This is a genomic window from Streptomyces sp. NPDC020742 (assembly GCF_040641675.1).
Classification (GTDB): domain Bacteria; phylum Actinomycetota; class Actinomycetes; order Streptomycetales; family Streptomycetaceae; genus Streptomyces.
This window is the reverse complement of record NZ_JBFAEA010000007.1, coordinates 74,972-92,686: the sequence shown is the minus strand read 5'-3', so window position 1 is coordinate 92,686 and position 17,715 is coordinate 74,972. Positions and strand designations below refer to the sequence as shown.

At 73.6% G+C, this 17,715-nt stretch carries 16 protein-coding genes; 7 read left to right on the top strand and 9 right to left on the bottom strand.

Annotated elements, in window-relative coordinates:
• Window positions 1-479: 479 nt before the first annotated feature.
• The 3 genes from AB0G84_RS15300 to AB0G84_RS15290 all read right to left on the bottom strand — a co-directional run bounded on the left by AB0G84_RS15300 (window position 480) and on the right by AB0G84_RS15290 (window position 3,805).
• Window positions 480-1,163 (bottom strand): response regulator transcription factor, encoded by a 684-nt coding sequence (locus AB0G84_RS15300; protein ID WP_361320545.1) that lies wholly within the window; start codon window positions 1,161-1,163, stop codon window positions 480-482.
• Between the two features lie 28 nt (window positions 1,164-1,191).
• Window positions 1,192-2,772 (bottom strand): histidine kinase, encoded by a 1,581-nt coding sequence (locus tag AB0G84_RS15295; RefSeq protein WP_361320197.1) that lies wholly within the window; start codon window positions 2,770-2,772, stop codon window positions 1,192-1,194.
• 262 nt (window positions 2,773-3,034) lie between these two features.
• Window positions 3,035-3,805, bottom strand: a complete 771-nt coding sequence (locus tag AB0G84_RS15290; protein ID WP_361320195.1) for an IclR family transcriptional regulator — start codon at window positions 3,803-3,805, stop codon at window positions 3,035-3,037.
• 235 nt (window positions 3,806-4,040) lie between these two features.
• Here AB0G84_RS15290 and AB0G84_RS15285 point away from each other — a divergent pair, with 235 nt between their 5' ends.
• Both AB0G84_RS15285 and AB0G84_RS15280 read left to right on the top strand, forming a co-directional pair.
• Window positions 4,041-5,591, top strand: a complete 1,551-nt coding sequence (locus AB0G84_RS15285; RefSeq protein ID WP_361320193.1) for an aldehyde dehydrogenase (NADP(+)) — start codon at window positions 4,041-4,043, stop codon at window positions 5,589-5,591.
• Between the two features lie 5 nt (window positions 5,592-5,596).
• Entirely contained in the window at window positions 5,597-6,193 is a 597-nt protein-coding gene (locus AB0G84_RS15280; RefSeq protein ID WP_361320191.1) for a GNAT family N-acetyltransferase, read from the top strand.
• On the opposite strand, the gene AB0G84_RS15275 is transcribed toward AB0G84_RS15280, so the two are convergent.
• Complete coding sequence (locus AB0G84_RS15275) at window positions 6,126-6,824, bottom strand: class I SAM-dependent methyltransferase (RefSeq protein WP_361320189.1); 699 nt, start codon at window positions 6,822-6,824, stop codon at window positions 6,126-6,128. The two genes, AB0G84_RS15280 and AB0G84_RS15275, sit on opposite strands and share 68 nt — an antisense overlap.
• Before the next feature lie 80 nt (window positions 6,825-6,904).
• Here AB0G84_RS15275 and AB0G84_RS15270 point away from each other — a divergent pair, with 80 nt between their 5' ends.
• The 3 genes from AB0G84_RS15270 (at window position 6,905) to AB0G84_RS15260 (ending at window position 9,935) form a co-directional block, all read left to right on the top strand.
• Window positions 6,905-7,609, top strand: coding sequence for a DsbA family oxidoreductase (locus AB0G84_RS15270; RefSeq protein WP_361320187.1), 705 nt, complete (start codon window positions 6,905-6,907; stop codon window positions 7,607-7,609).
• 44 nt (window positions 7,610-7,653) lie between these two features.
• Window positions 7,654-8,742 (top strand): aminotransferase class V-fold PLP-dependent enzyme, encoded by a 1,089-nt coding sequence (locus AB0G84_RS15265; protein WP_361320185.1) that lies wholly within the window; start codon window positions 7,654-7,656, stop codon window positions 8,740-8,742.
• A gap of 125 nt (window positions 8,743-8,867) precedes the next feature.
• Window positions 8,868-9,935 carry an alkene reductase gene (locus AB0G84_RS15260; protein WP_361320183.1) on the top strand — a complete coding sequence of 356 codons (1,068 nt, stop codon included), beginning with the start codon at window positions 8,868-8,870 and terminating at the stop codon, window positions 9,933-9,935.
• A gap of 144 nt (window positions 9,936-10,079) precedes the next feature.
• Here AB0G84_RS15260 and thpD read toward each other — a convergent pair whose 3' ends face one another.
• From thpD to ectA, 4 genes are all read right to left on the bottom strand, one after another.
• A complete protein-coding gene (gene thpD / locus AB0G84_RS15255; protein WP_361320181.1) occupies window positions 10,080-10,979 on the bottom strand; it encodes an ectoine hydroxylase in 900 nt (299 codons plus the stop codon).
• A 116-nt stretch (window positions 10,980-11,095) separates the two neighbouring features.
• Window positions 11,096-11,512, bottom strand: coding sequence for an ectoine synthase (locus AB0G84_RS15250; protein WP_361320179.1), 417 nt, complete (start codon window positions 11,510-11,512; stop codon window positions 11,096-11,098).
• A gap of 46 nt (window positions 11,513-11,558) precedes the next feature.
• The gene (ectB, locus tag AB0G84_RS15245; protein ID WP_361320177.1) at window positions 11,559-12,827 is read right to left on the bottom strand and encodes a diaminobutyrate--2-oxoglutarate transaminase; all 1,269 of its coding nucleotides are present in this window, start codon (window positions 12,825-12,827) and stop codon (window positions 11,559-11,561) included.
• A 125-nt stretch (window positions 12,828-12,952) separates the two neighbouring features.
• Window positions 12,953-13,513, bottom strand: a complete 561-nt coding sequence (gene ectA, locus AB0G84_RS15240) for a diaminobutyrate acetyltransferase (protein ID WP_361320175.1) — start codon at window positions 13,511-13,513, stop codon at window positions 12,953-12,955.
• Window positions 13,514-13,998: 485 nt separating this feature from the next.
• On the opposite strand from ectA, the gene AB0G84_RS15235 reads away from it, so the two are divergent.
• Both AB0G84_RS15235 and AB0G84_RS15230 read left to right on the top strand, forming a co-directional pair.
• The gene (locus AB0G84_RS15235) at window positions 13,999-15,102 is read left to right on the top strand and encodes an amidohydrolase family protein (RefSeq protein ID WP_361320173.1); all 1,104 of its coding nucleotides are present in this window, start codon (window positions 13,999-14,001) and stop codon (window positions 15,100-15,102) included.
• 328 nt (window positions 15,103-15,430) lie between these two features.
• A complete protein-coding gene (locus tag AB0G84_RS15230; RefSeq protein WP_361320543.1) occupies window positions 15,431-16,414 on the top strand; it encodes an SCO1860 family LAETG-anchored protein in 984 nt (327 codons plus the stop codon).
• A gap of 198 nt (window positions 16,415-16,612) precedes the next feature.
• Here the strand turns inward: AB0G84_RS15230 and cobC are convergent, their stop codons facing one another.
• Entirely contained in the window at window positions 16,613-17,713 is a 1,101-nt protein-coding gene (gene cobC / locus AB0G84_RS15225; RefSeq protein WP_361320171.1) for an Rv2231c family pyridoxal phosphate-dependent protein CobC, read from the bottom strand.
• Window positions 17,714-17,715: the final 2 nt, after the last annotated feature.

Below are 17,715 nucleotides of genomic sequence, written 5' to 3'. Positions count from 1 at the left end.
GCGAGGTCCGCGCGTCGCTCACCGACCGGCCCCGCCCTCGTCACGGAGCCGACCGCGCGGATCAACCACGGCCTGGAGCTGTCCCCGGACCCACCCCCGACCGGCGCCTGGTGCGTGCGGACCGCGTCATCCCCGCCCCGGTACCCCGCCGGCTCCCGGCAGCCCCGCTCCCGGGGCGCGTGGCACGTCCGGGACGAGCGGCGCCCCTGGCACCCGCGGCACCCCGGGGCCCGCTCCTGGCCCTGGTCCCGGTCCGGCTCCCGGTCCTGGCCCGGGCCCTGTTCCTGGCGGCGGCCCCGGCTACCTGGACGCGGAGCGGCTCGGACGCCGGCAGCGGGGCGGCGGGAGCCGGCGGGCGCCGGCCGTACTGCGCCCGTCCGTCGCCCGACTCGCACTCGCCCCGACTCGCACTCGCCCCGACTCGCATTGGCCCGCACTCGCACTCGCACTCGCCCGTGCCCGTCCGCTGGTCCGCGCCCTCACCCCGGCCGGACGAACCCGCACTCGTACGCGGCGATCACCGCCTGGGTCCGGTCCCGTACGCCCAGCTTGGCCAGCACCCCCGCCACATGGGTCTTCACCGTGGCCGGGCCGACGCCCAGCCGCTCGGCGATCTCGGCGTTGGTCAGCCCGGCCGTCATCAGGCGCAGCACCGCCCGCTCCCGCTCCGACAGCCGGGCCCGCAGCTCCCGCACGGTGTCCTGGGCGACCCGCTCCCCGGCGTGCTGCGCGGCCAGTCGGCGCACCGCCGCCGGGAACAGCAGCGAGTCGCTGCGCGCCACCAGTCGTACGGCCTGGACCAGGTCCTCCGCGCCGGACCGCTTGAGCAGGAAGCCGCTGGCTCCGACCCGCAGGGCGTCATACACAGAGGCGTCGTTCTCGAACGTCGTCACCACGATGATGCGGGGCGGGGCGTCCATCCCGTTGAGCACCTGTTCGGTGGCGCGGATACCGTCGATCTCCGGCATCCGGACGTCCATCAGCACGATGTCCGGCCGCAGTTGACGGATCAGCGGCACGGCCTCGGCTCCGGTCGCCGCCTCGCCGACCACGTCCATATCGCTCTCGGCGCCCAGGATGGCGCGCAGCGCGGTACGGACCATCCGCTCATCGTCGGCGAGGACGATCCGCAGCGGGCGCTGCGCACCGCCCTCCTGTTGCACCCGGACCGGGCCGACCCCTGGCGTCTCGTCATCTTCCTGCGCTGTGGTCACTGTGGTCACTGTGGTCACTTCCGGTTCCCCTAGCCATCCTCGTGCTCCCCCTGGTCCGGGCGCTGCGCACCGCCTGACGTCCTGACACCCTGACGCCCCGCGTGCTGCGTCCCCCTGTCCCCGCTCCCGTTCCCGCTTCCCTTTCCGCTCCGGCTTCCCCTTCCGCTCCCGTCCCCGCCCCCGCTCCCGTCCCCGCCTCCGCTCCCGTCCCCGTCCCCGACCCCGTTTCCGCTCCCGCCAGGGGCAGCCGCGCCGTCAGCTGCCAGATGCCGCCCCGTGCTCCCGCCGTCGCCGCACCGCCCAGCAGTCGGGTCCGTTCGGCGATCCCGCGCAGTCCCCGGCCGCCGCCCACCCGGGGCGCCGGCACGGCGGGCCCGCGCACGCCGGTGGCGATGTCGCCCGTGGCGTCGTGCAGTGCCTCCTGCGCTGCGCCGTCCCTCGCGCCGCCCGTTACACCGTCCATGGTCTCGCCGTCCGCCAGCAGGGACAGCGGGTTGGTCATCCGCAGCACCAACTCCCGCTCGGTGCGGTGCACATGGAGCCGTACCGGGACCGGTCCGGCGTGCCGCAGCGCATTGCTCAGGCCCTCCTGGACGATCCGGTAGGCCTCCCGGGAGACCACCGGCGGCAGCCCCGTGCACCGCCCCTCGACGGTCACTTCGACGGCCACGCCCGCCGCGCGGGTCCGGCCGAGCAGCGCCTCCAGGCCGTCCAGGGTGGGTGCCGGCTCCGCGGGGTCGCCGCCGTCCTCCTCCCGCAACAGGCCCAGGACGGTGTCGAGTTCGGCGACCGCCTCGCGGGTGGTCTCCTCGATGGCGGCCAGCGCCTGGCGGGCGAAGGCGGGGTCGGACTCCAGCACCCGGCGGGCGGCGCTCGCCTGGAGGGTGACGGCGCTCAGCGCGTGCCCGACCGAGTCGTGCAGTTCGCGGGCCAGCCGGTTGCGGGTCGCCAGGTCCGCGGTCCGGCGCTCGGCGGCGGCCAGCCGGTCGGCGGGGGTGGGGCCCAGCAGCGCGGGTGCGCAGCGGGTCTGTACCGCCCCGCAGACCCGGACGGTGACCAGCAGCAACGCCAGCAGGGCCAGCCCGGCCGGCGGGCCGAGCCAGCCGGTGAACGGTTCCGCGAAGGGCATCGGGGAGTGGCGCAGCCGTTCGGAGAATGGCAGCAGCATCAACACCACCGCGGCGGGCGGCGAGGACAGCGTCATCCCGCTGACGATGCCGCCGGTGAACAGGTGCAGGGTGAACCACGCGGCGGTACGCCGGCGGACCGCCCAGGACGCCGCGGTCACGTCGTCCGGACCGCTGTCCGGCAGCCCGCACAGCGCCTTGGCGGTGACCGTCTCCACCATCCGTACGACCGGGAAGAAGACGGTGGCGGCGCTGAGGAAGGCGACCGGGAGGGCCCCGCCGAACGCCAAGTACCAGGCCGGGTCGGTGAGAAGCCCCGGAGAGCCGTCGAACAGCGGGACGAAGACCGAGGCGAGCAGGAAGTACGGCATCAACAGGGCGCCGCCCAGCACCAGGTGGATCCAGTGCCGGGCCAGGACGCGGGCTCTCATCCGCACCGTGTGGCCCCGCGTCCGGAGGTGGAGGTGGCCCCGGCAGCGGCCGGCGGCATCCCGACGATCATTCGCTCAGGGTAGGCCGGGTACCGAGGGGGAGTGGGGCGTTCCGGCCCGCCCGGTCCAGGGCGGAGGGCGGGGCGGGCGCTGACGGCTGCGGTGGTCACGTCGACCAGCATCCCGGCCCGGTGCTCCGGCCGCCTCGGCCCTGCCGACGATCCGGCTCCCCCGTGCGGCGGAGCCGGGCCGTCGGCGCGGGTCACAGCCGCCGGGTGGCCAGGGCCAGTCGGTCCCGGGCGGCGAACAGGGTGTCCTTGATCAGCTGCTCGTGGTCGGGGGTCAGTCGGGCCACCGGCACCGAGCAGCTGATCGCGTCCCGGGCCGGGGTGCGGTAGGGGATCGCGACGCCGAAGCAGCGCAGGCCCAGGGTGTTCTCCTCGCGGTCGACCGCGCAGCCCTGCTCGCGCACCGCGTGCAGCTCCTCGATCAACTGCTCGCGGTCGGTGAGGGTGTGCTCGGTCAGCCGGTCCAGGGTCGGCGGCAGCATCGCCCGGACCTGGTCGTCGGTGTACGTCGCGAGCAGCGCCTTGCCCAGCGCGGTGGAGTGCGCGGGCAGCCGCCGGCCGACCCGGGTGAAGGGCCGCAGGTAGTGCTGCGACGGGCGGGTGGCGAGGTAGACGACGTTGGTGCCGTCGAGGCGGGCGAGGTGGATGGTCTCGGTGGTGTCGTCGGAGAGCCGGTCCAGGGTCGGCCGGGCCGCGGCCACCACCTCGTCGCCGTCGATGTACGACGTGCCGACCAGCAGCGCCCGGACGCCGATGCCGTAACGGGTGCCGGTGGCGTCGGTCTCGACCCAGCCCAGCTCGACGAGGGTGCGCAGCAGCATGTAGAGGCTGGACTTGGGGTAGCCGACGGCTTCCTGGACGGAGGCGAGGGAGTGCATACCGGGCCGGCCCGCGAAGTGCTCGAGCAACTCCACCGTCCGTACCGCGGACTTGACCTGCGATCCTCCGGTATCGGCAGCCGCCATCGCCCTTGACCCCTCTGTTCGGACACCCATAGAGTCCCAGTTGTTCACCATCCGGGATGGTGTTCAGCATATCGAACGAGATCCGGTGTGTGGCACGGTCCCAAGATCCCGGAACGGCCCGGAGCGCCCGGCGCGCCTCGGAGCAACTCGGTACGCACCAGCACGTCCAGTACGCCCCAGCACGTCCAGCACGACCCAGTACCACTCGGTACGGCATCGCCCGGGAGGAATCACGGTGGCAGCGGCAGCAGCAGCACCAGTCTGGAGTGTCGACCCCCGCACCGGGAAGCGACGGGAACAGGTTGCGGTGGAGGCCACAGCCGACGAGGTGGACGCCGCGGTCCGCGCCGCCCACGCGGCCCGTACCGCACTCGCCGACCGCACCGCCCGCGCCGCGCTGCTGCGCCGCACCGCCGGGCTGCTCGACGAGGCCGGCGACGCGGTCGTGGAGGCCGCGGACGCCGAGACCGCGCTGGGCCCCGGCCGGCTCACCGGTGAACTCGCCCGCACCACCTACCAGTTGCGGGCCTTCGCGGACCTGGTCGAGGACGGCGGCTTCCTCGGCGTGCTCATCGACCACGCCGACCCCGCTCTCACCCCGCCCCGGCCCGACCTGCGCCGCTACAAGATCCCGCTGGGCCCCGTCGCGGTCTACGCCGCCAGCAACTTCCCGCTGGCCTTCTCCGTCCCCGGCGGCGACACCGCCAGCGCGCTGGCCGCCGGCTGCCCGGTCGTCGTGAAGGCGCACCCCGACCACCCCGCCACCTCCGAGCTGTGCGCCGCGCTGCTGCGCCGCGCCGCCGTCGAGTCCGGGCTGCCGGAGGGCGTGCTGAACGTGGTGCACGGCTTCCAGGCCGGCCTCGACCTGGTCCGCCATCCGCTGATCACCGCGGCCGGCTTCACCGGCTCGGTCCGCGGCGGACGCGCCCTGTACGACGCCGCCGCGGCCCGCCCGCACCCGATCCCTTTCCACGGCGAGCTGGGCAGCCTCAACCCGGTCGTGGTTACCGAGGCCGCCGCACAGGAGCGCGCCGATCAGCTCGGCGTCGGGCTGGGCGGCTCGATGACGCTCGGCGTCGGCCAGTTCTGCGTCAAGCCCGGCCTGGTCCTGGCGCCCGCCGGCGAGGCCGGTGACCGGCTGCTCGCGGCCCTGACCGCCGCGGTCAGCGACACCGAGGCCGGGGTGCTGCTCGACCAGCGGATGCGCGAGGCGTTCTGTGCCGGCGTGGCCGCCCGCGCCCAGCTCCCCGACGTCGAGGCGCCGGTCACCCCCGGCGCCGGGAGCGAGCACACCGTCAGCGCCGGCTTCCTCACCGTCCCCGCCGCCCGCCTGGCCACCGAGGGGCCGCACGACCTCCTGCTGGACGAGTGCTTCGGCCCGGTCACCGTCGTCGCCCGCTACTCCGACCCCGCCGAGATCGGCGCCGTCCTCGCCCGGCTCCCCGGCAACCTCACCGCCACCCTCCAGCTCGGCGCCGCCGAGAGCGCAGGCAGCGACGAGGCCGGGCGCGGCGCCCGGCTGCTCGCCGAGGTCACCCCGCTCGCCGGCCGGGTCGTGGTCAACGGCTGGCCGACCGGCGTCGCCGTCGCCCCCGCCCAGCACCACGGCGGTCCCTACCCGGCCACCACCTCCACCTCCACCTCGGTGGGCGGCACCGCGGTCGAACGCTGGCTGCGGCCGGTCGCCTACCAGGACACCCCGCCCGCGCTGCTGCCGCCCGAACTGCGTGAGGACAACCCGCTCGGCCTGCCCCGCCAGGTCGACGGCCGCCCCGAACGAGGGTGACCGCGATGCCCGCGGCCGACCGAGCCGCCGTACGGGTCCGCGCGGCCACCCGCGCGGACCTGGCCGCGATCGCCGCCCTGCACACCGGCGCCCGCGCCGCCCACCACCGCGCCCGCCACCCCGGCGCGCCCTTCGACACCCGGGCCGAGCAGGCACGCTGCCACGACGCCTGGGCCCGGTGCCTGGACCGCGGTGACACCCCCGCGCTGTGCGCCGAACGCCACGGCACGGTCCTGGGTGCCGCCTCCTACCTCGCCCACGCCTCAACGGCGCGGGGGGATCCCCCGCGCACCGACCCCGCCCCGGCCTCCCGGCCCACCGTCGCCCTCCACCAGCTGCACGTCGATCCGGACCACTGGGGCACCGGCGTCGGCCGGGCGCTGCACACCGCCTGCCTGCGGGCCTGGCACTCGGCCGGCTTCACCCGGGCCGTCCTCGAGGTGTTGTGGCACAACCACCGGGCCCGCGGCTTCTACACCCGCCTCGGCTGGCTCCCCGACCCCGACCGCCGGCCCACCCCGGACGCCACCCACCTCACCCTGACGCTGGACCTGTTACCCCGGCAGCGTCCGGCGCCGCAGTGGCCTCCCGCCGGGCGATGAGCTGCAGCCGCTCGGCCGTCCGCCCGTCCAGCGTCCCCACCGACCCCGTCCGCTCCGCCACCACCGAGAAGCCCGCCGCCCGCACCAGCCCCCGCAGCCGCTCCGGCGGATGGTGCCGGAACACCCCGCCGTCCGGCGTCTCGAACACCCCGTACGTGCCGTACCGCTCCGCATAACGCGCGTAGCGCTCCTGGTTGAGCGCATCGTGCTGCACCGGCACATCGCTCAGGTACAGCACCCCGCCCGGGCGCACCAGCCGCCCCAGCTCCCCGACGATCGCCGCCTGGTCCGCGTCCACCGGCACGCAGGTCAGCACCGCGAACAGCAGCGCCGCGTCGAACGAGCCGTCCCCGAACGGCAGCGGCAGCTCCGCGCACCGCCGCAGCGCGAGCTCCGGGTGCTCCCGCCGCCCCCGCGCCACCAGCGCCGCCGAGACGTCCACCCCCTGCACCCGCCCGTACCCCAGCGCGGCCAGCTCGGCGGTCAGCCGCCCGTAGCCGCAGCCGTAGTCCAGTACCCGCGCCGACCGCGGGACGTACGCGTCCAGCAGTTCCGTGTCGAGGGGGTGGGTGAAGGTCTTGGCGGACCCGGTCGTCTCCCAGAAGCCGAGGAATCCCTGTGGCGAGGTCATGCCCGGAACGTACCCGCGGAATAGCCCACCACCCCGCGCGGTTGCACCGACGACACCACCCCGACGAGGAAAGTCAGCACATGCGCGTCGAAATCTGGTCCGACATCGCCTGCCCCTGGTGCTACATCGGCAAGGCCCGCTTCGAGGCCGGGCTGGCCGCCTTCGCGCACCGCGCCGAGGTCGAGGTGGTGCACCGCTCCTTCGAACTGGACCCGAAGGCGCCGGCCCCCACCGACATCCCGGTGCTGGACATGCTGGCCGCCAAGTACGGCGTCAGCCGCGCGGAGGCCGAGGGCATGGAGGCCCGGGTCGCCGCGGCCGCCGCGGGGGAGGGCCTGGACTACCGCTCCGACCGGATCCACGGCAACACCTTCGACCTGCACCGCCTGCTGCACGCGGGCAAGGCGCACGGCGTCCAGGACGCCCTGCTGGACGGCTTCTACCGCGCCAACTTCGCCGAGGCCCGCCCGCTCGGCGACCCCGCCGTCCTGAAGGAGACCGCCGTCGCGGCCGGTCTGCCCGCCGACGAGGCCGCCCGGGTCCTCGCCGACCCCGACGCCTACGCCGCCGACGTCCGCGCCGACGAGCGGGAGGCCGCCGAGCTGGGCGCCACGGGCGTGCCGTTCTTCGTCATCGACCGCCGCTACGGCATCTCCGGCGGCCAGCCCGCCGAGGTCTTCCGCCAGGCCCTGGAGCGGGCGCACGCCGACGGCGCGGTGCAGATCCTGCCCACCGGCGACGCGGAGGTGTGCGGCGACGACGGCTGCGCGGTGCCCGGCGCCTGAGCGGCGCCATGGACGAAGGCGGCCGCGCCGAGCACAGTGGGGGCATGCAGCGACAGCAGCCACTCGGCGGGGCCGAATTTGCGCCCGAGACGACGTACCTCAACTCCGCCTCCAGCGGTCTCCTCCCGCGGCGCAGCGCCGCCGCCCTCCGTGCGGCCGTCGAGGAGTCCACCTCCTACGGCACCATGGGCCGCGACTACTTCGCCGCCGCGCACGCCTCGCGGGCCGCCTTCGCCCGGCTGGTGGACGTCCCTGCCGAGCGCGTCGCCCTCGGCAGCTCGGTCGCCGTGCTCTGCGCGCTGATCGCCGCCTCCCTGCCGCCGGGCTCCGAAGTCCTCGCTCCCGAGGGCGACTTCAGCTCCCTGGTCAACCCGCTCGGGACCCACCCGGGCCTGACGCTGCGCACCGTCCCCCTGGAGGCGCTCGCCGATGCGGTGCGCCCCGGCACCGCGCTGGTCGCCTTCAGCGCCGTGCAGTCGCTGGACGGCCGGATCGCCGACCTGGCGGCGGTGCGGGAGGCCGCCCGCACCCACGGTGCGCGGACCCTGCTCGACGCCACCCAGGCCGCCGGGTGGCTGCCACTGCGCGCCGCCGAGTTCGACTACCTCGTCAGCGGTGCCTTCAAATGGCTGCTGTGCCCGCGCGGCACCACCTTCCTGGCGTTCGGCGGCGAGCCCGACGGTGCCACCGACGGTCCGGACTGGCCGCCCGCCCTGCACGCCGGTTGGGTCGCCGGCGAGGACCTCGGCGACTCCAACTACGGTCTGATCAAGCCCGCCACCACCGCCCGGCGGTACGACGAGCCGCACGCCCACTTCTCCTACGTCGCCGCTGAGCACTCCCTCGCCCTCATCGAGGAGCTGGGCGTGCCGGCCATCCACGCCCACAACACCGCGCTCGCCGCGTACTACCGCCGGGGGCTGGCCGAGCGCGGTCTCACCCCGCGCCCCGCTCCCGGCTCGGCGATCGTCTCCACCCCGGGCCTCACGGGCGCCGAAGCGCGGCTGGCCGAGGCCGGCGTACGGATCTCGGTGCGCGGCGGACTGCTGCGCGCGGCCTTCCACCTCTACAACTCCACCGACGACGCCGATCTGCTGCTGTCGCTGCTGGCCCAGGAGGCGCCGTCGCGATGATCTGCGGAAGGGGCTTCGCGGTCCGGCTCCCGGAGACCGGGAATGGGGGGCCGACCTGCGGTGTTGAGGGGGGATGATGTAACGGGTAAGGACCGTTTCCCGCAGCACAGTTGAGAGGCCCTCAGGTGACCACCGCTTTCGACCCCGTCGACCTCGCCGGCACCCCGCTCGCCAACCGCATCGTGATGGCGCCGATGACCCGCAACCGCGCCACCGCCGAGGGCGTCCCCACCCCGTCGATGGTCCGCTACTACACCCAGCGGGCCTCGGCGGGGCTCATCATCACCGAGGCCACCCAGACCGACCCGATAGGCCGCGGCTATCCGCTCACCCCCGGTCTGCACAGCCCCGAGCAGGTCGCGGGGTGGCGGGCGGTCACCGACGCGGTGCACGCCGCCGGCGGGAAGATCTTCGCCCAGCTGTGGCACGGCGGCCGGATCGGCCACCCGGTGCTGCTGCCCGACGGTCTGGTGCCCCTCGCCCCCTCCGCGGTCCGCGCGGCCGGCCAGGGTTTCACCCAGGACGGCCCCACCGACTTCGTCACCCCGCGCGAGCTGACCGACCAGGAGATCCGCGAGACCATCGACGGCTTCGCGGCCGCCGCCCGCAACGCCGTCGACGCCGGGTTCGACGGGGTGGAGATCCACGGTGCCAACGGCTACCTCGTCCACCAGTTCCTGGCCCCCAACACCAACCTGCGCACCGATGCCTGGGGCGGCTCCGACGAGGCCCGTGCCCGCTTCGCCATCGAGGTGACCCGGGCGGTCGCCGACGCCGTCGGCGCACACCGCACCGGCCTGCGGCTCTCGCCCGGCAACCCCTTCAACGACATCTCCGAGCCCGCACCGGAGGCCACCTACACCGCGCTGGTCGACGCCATCGCCCCGCTGGGCCTGGCCTACCTGCACACCTGCGACGTCCACGACACCGAGCTGCTGGCCCGGCTCCGCAAGCGGTTCGGCGGCACCTTCCTGCTCAACCCGGCCATCGACGGCCGGCCCACCGGACCCGAGGAGCTGGCGCTGGTCGAGGAGGGCGCCGCCGACCTGCTGGTGTACGGTGCGCTCTTCCTGGCCAACCCCGACCTGCCCCGGCGGCTCGCGGCCGGCGGCCCGTTCAACACCCCCGACCGGGCCAGCTTCTACGGGGGCGACGACACCGGTTACCTGGACTACCCGGCGCTGGACGACTGAGGCGCCGCCCTCCCCCCCCCAGCTACCGCTGGGAGGTGCCCCCAGCCGGTCGGCGCGGAAGCACGACGCGGCGCGGCCGCCGCACGGACCCTGCCGTGCGGCGGCCGCGCCACCGGTGTGCTGCGTCTGCCCGCCGCCTGCCCGTTACTTCACGGGCGTGAAGTCCCGCGCCCCGATGTACTCCGGGCGCCGGACCGGAGCCGCGAACGGCTCCACCGCCGTGTTCTCCACGCTGTTGAAGACGATGAAGACATTGCTGCGCGGGTACGGCGTGATGTTGTCACCCGAGCCGTGCATGGCGTTGCAGTCGAACCAGGTCGCCGAGCCGGCCTTGCCGGTGAAGAGGCGGATGCCGTGCTCGTCCGCCATCTTCGTCAGCACCTCGTCCGACGGGATGCCCGCGTCCTGCATCTGCAGGGACCGCTTGTAGTTGTCCTTCGGCGTCTCGCCCTCGCACCCGACGAAGTGCCGGTGCGAACCGGGCATGATCATCAGGCCGCCGTTGGTGTCGTAGTTCTCGGTCAGCGCGATCGAGACCGACACGGTGCGCATGTTCGGCAGACCGTCCTCGGCATGCCAGGTCTCGAAGTCCGAGTGCCAGTAGAAGCCGGAGGCACCGAAGCCCGGCTTCACATTGATCCGCGACTGGTGGACATAGACGTCCGAGCCGAGTATCTGCCGGGCACGCCCGACCACCCGCGGATCGTTGACCAGCTTGGCGAAGACCTCGCTGATCTTGTGCACCTCGAACACCGACCGGACGCTCTGCGACTTCGGCTCGACGATGGAGCGCGGGTCGGCGCGCATCGTCGGGTCGAGCACCAGCCGGTCCAGTTCGGTGCGGTACACCGCGACTTCTTCCGCCGTCAGCAGCTCCCCGATGGCGAAAAAGCCGTCGCGTTCGAAGTCGCTCAGCTCGGACGGCGCGAACGGGCCGGCCGTTCCGGGCTGCGACCACACCACCGGGTCCTTCCGCGGGGTGATGACCTCGGCGGTCCCACGGGTCGGGTACAGGTCGGCGGTGCGCTCGGGTGCGGTGGTCATGGTGTTGCCTTCCTCTCCTCTCGTACGGAATCTGGCTTACGGGCGGGGCGTGCCTTCCTCGGCGCTGCCGGGCGGCTGGGGGCACCTCCCAGCGGTGGCTGGTGGAGAGGGACGCTTCAGACCGTCTCCGGCTCGGGGTCCGGCTCGGTCAGCAGCGGGTAGACGCCGTTCTCGTCGTGGTCCTCCCGCCCGGTGACCGGCGGGTTGAAGACGCACAGGCAGCGGAAGTCCTTCTTGATCCGCATGGTGTGCTTCTCGTGCCCGTTGAGCAGGTACATCACGCCGGGCGTGATGATGTGCTTCTCCCCGGTCTCGTCGTTGGTGAGCTCGGCCTCGCCCTCGGTGCAGACGACGGCCTCGATGTGGTTGGCGTACCACATCGACGTCTCCGTGCCCGCGTAGAGCACGGTCTCGTGCAGCGAGAAGCCCACGCGCTCCTTGGCGAGCACGATGCGCTTGCTCTCCCACGTCCCGGACTTCGCCTTGACGTGGCGGTCGGTGCCTTCGATGTCCTGGAAGGATCGGACGATCACGGTGAGTCGGTGCCTTTCTGTGGAACGGTGTGGAACTCGGTGCCGGTCAGGCGCAGTCGCGGACCGCGCGGCCGAGGATGCGCAGACCCTCGTCGAGTTCCTCGGGGGTGGTGGTCAGTGCGGGCAGCAGTTTGACGACCTCGCTCTGCGGGCCGGAGGTCTCGATCAGCAGACCCAGCTCGAAGGCGCGCGCCGCGATCTTGCCGGCCAGCTCCTTGTCGTTGCACTCCAGGCCCCACACCAGACCGCGGCCGCGGTACTCGGCGAAGGTGCCGGGGTGCTCCTGGACGATGGCCTTCAGGTGCGCTTCGACGATCTCACCGCGGGCGAGAGTCTGCTTCTCCATCTGGCCGTCGGCCCAGTAGGTGTCCAGCGCGGCGGCGGCGGTGACGAACGCGGGGTTGTTGCCGCGGAAGGTGCCGTTGTGCTCGCCCGGCTCCCAGATGTCCAGCTCGGGCTTGAACAGGGTGAGCGCCAGCGGCAGACCGTAGCCGCTGATGGACTTCGAGACCGTCACGATGTCCGGCACGATGCCCGCCTCCTCGAAGGAGAAGAAGGCACCCGTACGGCCGCAGCCCATCTGGATGTCGTCGACGATCAGCAGCATGTCCTGGCGGCGGCACAGGTCGGCGAGCGCGCGGAGCCACTCGGCGCGGGCCACATTGATACCGCCCTCGCCCTGCACGGTCTCCACGATCACCGCGGCCGGCTTGTTCAGACCGGAGCCCTGGTCCTCCAGGAGCCGCTCGAACCACAGGAAGTCCGGCGTCTGCCCGTCCAGGTAGTTGTCGAACGGCATCGGGGTGCCGTGCACCAGCGGGATACCGGCACCGGCCCGCTTCATGGAGTTACCGGTGACCGCCAGCGCACCCAGGGACATGCCGTGGAACGCGTTGGTGAAGGACACGATCGACTCGCGGCCCTTGACCTTACGGGCCAGTTTCAGCGCCGCCTCGACCGAGTTGGCACCCGTCGGGCCCGGGAACATGACCTTGTAGGGCAGGTCCCGCGGCCGCAGGATGATGTTCTGGAACGACTCCAGGAACGCCCGCTTGGCCGTGGTGGACATGTCCAGACCGTGGGTGACGCCGTCCCGCTCGATGTAGTCGATCAGGGCGCGTTTGAGGACCGGGTTGTTGTGGCCGTAGTTCAGCGATCCGGCGCCGGCGAAGAAGTCGAGGTAGGTGTGGCCGTCCTCGTCGGTCATGCGGCTGCCCTGGGCACGGTCGAAGACGGTGGGCCAGCTACGGCAGTAGCTGCGCACCTCCGACTCGACGGTTTCGAAGACGCTCAGATCGGGCTGGGTGATGGTCACAGCATGCTCCTGGGAGATGAGTGCGAAGGATGAGGAAGTCGGAGGGGCGGTCCGGGCCGTATCGGGGGGCGCCGGATCCGCCGGCCGCGGCGGTACGGGGGGTCGCGCGGCCCTTGGGGGCGCTTCTACCCGGGGGCCGATGGGGTGAACGGGCCGATGAGGTGCAGCACCTCCGGCTCGTGGCCCTGCTCGGGGAACAGCCCCGCGTCGAAGAGCACGTCCCGCTTGATCGGCACTGAGTGCCGCTCGGCGAAGGACGCGAACAGCCGGTTGGACGCGGCGTTGTCCGGGGTGATGGTGGTTTCGACGTAGCGCATGCCCAGCTCCTGCTGGGCCCGGGCGGCCAGCCCGTCCAGGAGTGCGGCTGCCAGCCCCTTGCCGCGGTGCGCACCGTCGACGGCGATCTGCCAGACGACCAGGGTCTCCGGGTGCTCGGGGCGGACGTAGCCGGTCAGGAAGGCGGCCGGCTCGCCCTCCGCGTCACGGGCGACGACGGAGGTGGCGGCGAAGTCACGACACCACAAGAGGTAGCTGTAGGAGGAGTTGAGGTCCAGCACCTTGGAGTCGCGGGCGATGCGCCAGATCGCGGCTCCGTCCTCTACGCGTGGTGTGTCGAGCTTGTAGCCCTCCGGGAATTCTCTGATATCGCTACGGGCACCTGCATGGTCTGCTTGTGCGGCAGTCATGGAAATTAAATTTACCCAGGGGAAAGGGAAATTGCATCGCGGGCAGGGGTTACGGAAGTGCTTGTGATGTGTTATCGCGCGGGCGCGCCCGGGCGTGCGATGCGGCAGCAACTTGTACCGATTTGACCAGGATGTTCGGGGCGAAACGGACACGGTGTGTAGTCGGTCACAGGTCCGTAACGTGCCTGAGATGCGTCCGAATTACGGGACTCTGCCCTTGCGGAATCTTGGCGTTTGAGCTGCGGAAAAGCGGGCAGAAGAATACGGGAAGCTATGCTTCCAGTGAATTGGGAATTCGCCACTGAAGACTCTGGCGTGAGGCCCATGTAAACGTGCCCGGCAAAGTCATGGCAAGACTCACAACGCCATGCGGCAACTTTTGGGGAAACGGGCGGGGAATGCCCCGCCCGTTTCGTGCCGCCGGCCCTCCGGCCGCGACCGGACCGGCACTCTCCGCAGCCCCCGCCGGCCCTTAGAGTGCCGGTATGACGTCCATGAGTGAGGAAGGTGCGGTGCTGCACCTCAAGGGGAGGGTCCTCGTCGGGCCGGACGACGTGCGCGACGAGCTGTGGGTCGTCGGCGGCCGGGTCACCTTCGACCGACCGGTCATGGCACGCGATGCCACCACCGTCGAGGGCTGGGCGCTGCCCGGCCTGGTGGACGCCCACTGCCATGTGGGCCTGGACGCGCACGGCCCGGTGGACGCCCCCACCAGCGAGAAGCAGGCGCTCACCGAACGTGACGCCGGCACCCTGCTGATCCGCGACGCCGGCTCGCCCTCCGACACCCGCTGGGTCGACGACCGGGAGGACCTGCCCCGGATCATCCGCGCCGGCCGGCACATCGCCCGCACCAAGCGCTACATCCGCAACTACGCGCACGAGATCGAGCCGGAGGACCTGGTCGCCTACGTCGCCCAGGAGGCCCGCCGCGGCGACGGCTGGGTCAAGCTCGTCGGCGACTGGATCGACCGCTCCACCGGCGACCTGTCCGCCTGCTGGCCCCGCGGCGCCGTCGAGGCCGCCATCGCCGAGGCGCACCGGCTCGGCGCCCGGGTCACCGCGCACTGCTTCGCCGAGGAGTCCCTCGCCCCGCTCGTCGAGGCCGGGATCGACTGCATCGAGCACGCCACCGGACTCACCGAGGAGACCATCCCGCTGTTCGCCGAGCGCGGGGTGGCGATCGTCCCCACGCTGATCAACATCGCCACGTTCCCGCAGCTCGCCGCCGGTGGTGAGGCGAAGTTCCCGCGCTGGGCGGAACATATGCGCCGGCTGCACGACCGCCGCTACGACACCGTGCGGGCCGCCTACGACGCCGGAGTGCCGATCTTCGCCGGCACCGACGCCGGCGGGTCCCTGGCCCATGGCCTGATCGCCGACGAGGTCCTGGAGCTGACCCGGGCCGGGCTGCCCGCCGAGGCCGCGCTCTCCGCCACCACCTGGGGCGCCCGGGACTGGCTCGGCCGCCCCGGCCTCACCGAGGGCGCCTCCGCGGACCTGGTGGTCTACGAGAGCGACCCGCGCCGGGACGTCCGGGTCCTGGCGGCGCCCCGCAGGGTGGTGCTGCGCGGCCGGGTCGTCGGCTAGCGGCCGTCCGGCGTGCGGCCGGGCTGGCGGTGCGGTACGGGCCCTGTGGGCCGCCGTGCCGCATCCGCCGGTCAACACGGGTCACCCCCTGGGTGGGGCCGCTGTGACGAGGGTGGCCCCCCGTGCTGGGGGAATCGAATGTGCACGCGGAAACCACCCATTGGGATGAACTGACGCCACGTGGCTCCCCGTTCACCCTCCGTACGGACACCATGTGCGGGTCGAGGTCGTCGGCCCGCGTGATGTCCCCCATTGGCGCGGCCGGCGGCTCCATTTCTCTCGTGGGGGTTCCACACACGTGTCCATCCGTCCCGCCCGCTCCACCGGCATGCCCCGGCGTCTCGCCGCGACCCTCGTCGCCACGGCGCTCACGGCCGGCCCGGCCGTCCTGCTCGGCGCCGCGCCCGCCCATGCCACCGGAGGTCACGGCCCGGCCCGCGGCACCGCCGATGCCGTCGTCCTGCGCACCGGCCTGAACGTCGGCCTGCTCAACAAGACGCTCGACGTCCCGCTGAACGTCGCCCTCAACGAGGTGCACGCCCCGGCCTCCGCCGACAAGACCGCGCTCACCGTCGACCTCGACGGCATCGACCACGGCCGGCCGTTCAGCGTTCTGCGCGCCGATGTCGCCACCGCACGCGCCACTGCCGACGGCCGCCGGACCGAGGGCTACGCCAACCTCGTGCACGCCAAGGTGCACCTGCCCGGCCTGCCGCTGCTGTCCCTGATCGAGGTGCAGCAGGTCACCGCGAAAGCGGTCTGCGCACCGGGCGCCGCGCCCCGTGCCGAGGCGAACGTGCTGGGCAGCGTCCGCGTCCTGGGCAAGAAGGTCACGCTCCGGGCGGGCGGCACGACGGAGGTCAAGGTGCCGGGCGTCGGCGAGGTGCGGCTCGACCTGTCGAAGAAGAGCACCACGTCCAAGAGCGCCGCGGCCACCGCGCTCGACCTGAACGTCTCGGTCAACCCGCTGAAGCTCAATGTCGCCGACGTCCGGGGGCGCGTCACCCTGGCCCGGGCCGGCTGCACCGCGCCGGGCGCCCCGAAGCCCGATCCGGGCGGCTCCGGCGGGACCGGCGGCAGCCCGAGCAGCCACCCGCGGCCGGCCGGTGACAGCAAGCCCGCCGACGGCAAGGACACCCCGGTGAGCCAGGCCGGCTCCCGGCCGAACACCGAGAACCTCGCGGAGACCGGCGGCAGTTCGGCCACCCCCTACCTCGCCGGGGGCGCCGCGCTGCTGGTCGCCGCGGGCGCCGGAACGATGGTCCTCACCCGCCGCCGCCGCGCCACCGCGGCCCAGGGCGGCCGCGACTGAGCGGCCCATGGACCCGTACCCCGTACCGGTGCTGTGGGGGCTCCGGCCACGGGGTACGGCCGGGGCGGCGGCCGTACGGCCCGAAGAGGGGCCGTGACGGCCGCCGCCCCACCCTCGCCGGGGGCGGGGCGGCCTGTGGAGCGCTCACGGCCCCCGGCGGGGGCCTGCGGGCGGACGACGGGGGCGGCACGGGACGCCTTACCGGGAGCCCCCGAGCACCTCGGCCAGGGCCGCCGCGAAGCGGTCCGTCGTCGCCCGGTCGCGGACGGCCAGGCGCAGCCAGTCGGGGCCCAGGCCCGGGAAGGTGTCCCCGCGCCGGACCGCGAAGCCGTGGGTCCGCAGCGCTCGGCGCACCGCCGCCGCCTCGGAGAGCTGGATCAGTACGAACGGCGCGGCGGCCGGGCCGGCCGCCCGGACCTGGCCGAACTCGCCCAGCCGGGCCAGCAGATGGGCCCGGTCCACGGCGATCTGCTCGGCCGCGGCGGCCGCCTCCGCCAGCGCGCCGGGCGCGCTGCACGCCTCGGCGGCGGCCAGGGCGGGCCCGGAGACCGGCCACAGCGGCTGCGCCTGCTGGAGCGCCCCGACGGTCTCCGGGGCGGCCAGCGCATAGCCGACCCGGAGCCCAGCCAGCCCCCAGGTCTTGGTGAGGCTGCGCAGCACCACCAGCCCCGGTAGGTCGGTGCGTTCGGCCAATGACTCCCGCTCACCGGGCACCGCGTCCATGAACGCCTCGTCCACCACCAGCGTCCGGCCGGGCCGGGCCAGCCGGGCCAGCGCGCCGGCCGGGTGCAGCACGGAGGTCGGGTTGGTGGGGTTGCCGATGACCACCAGGTCGGCGTCCTCGGGCACCGCGTCCGGGTCCAGCCGGAAGCCGTCCCGCTCCGCCAGCAGGACCCGCCCGACCCGGTGCCCGGCGTCCCGCAGCGCCGCCTCCGGCTCGGTGAACTGCGGGTGCACCACGACCGGCCGGCGCGCCCGCACCGCCCGGGCGAGCAGCACGAAGGCCTCCGCGGCCCCCGACGTCAGCAGCACCCGCTCCGGCGGCAGGTCGTGCCGCGCCGCCACCGCCCGGCGCGCCGCCCGCCCGTCCGGGTACGCGGCGAGCGAGTCCAGCGACGCGGCGATCCGCTCCTTGAGCCAGGCCGGGGGAGTGCCGGTGCGGACGTTGACCGCCAGGTCCGTCAGTGCCCCGTCCGCGTCCCGGACCTCGGCATCGCCGTGGTGCCGCAGGTCGGGCTCGGGCACCGGGGCGTCCAGCCCGGGCCGGACGCCCCGTACGGCGTCGGTGGGCGCCGGCATGC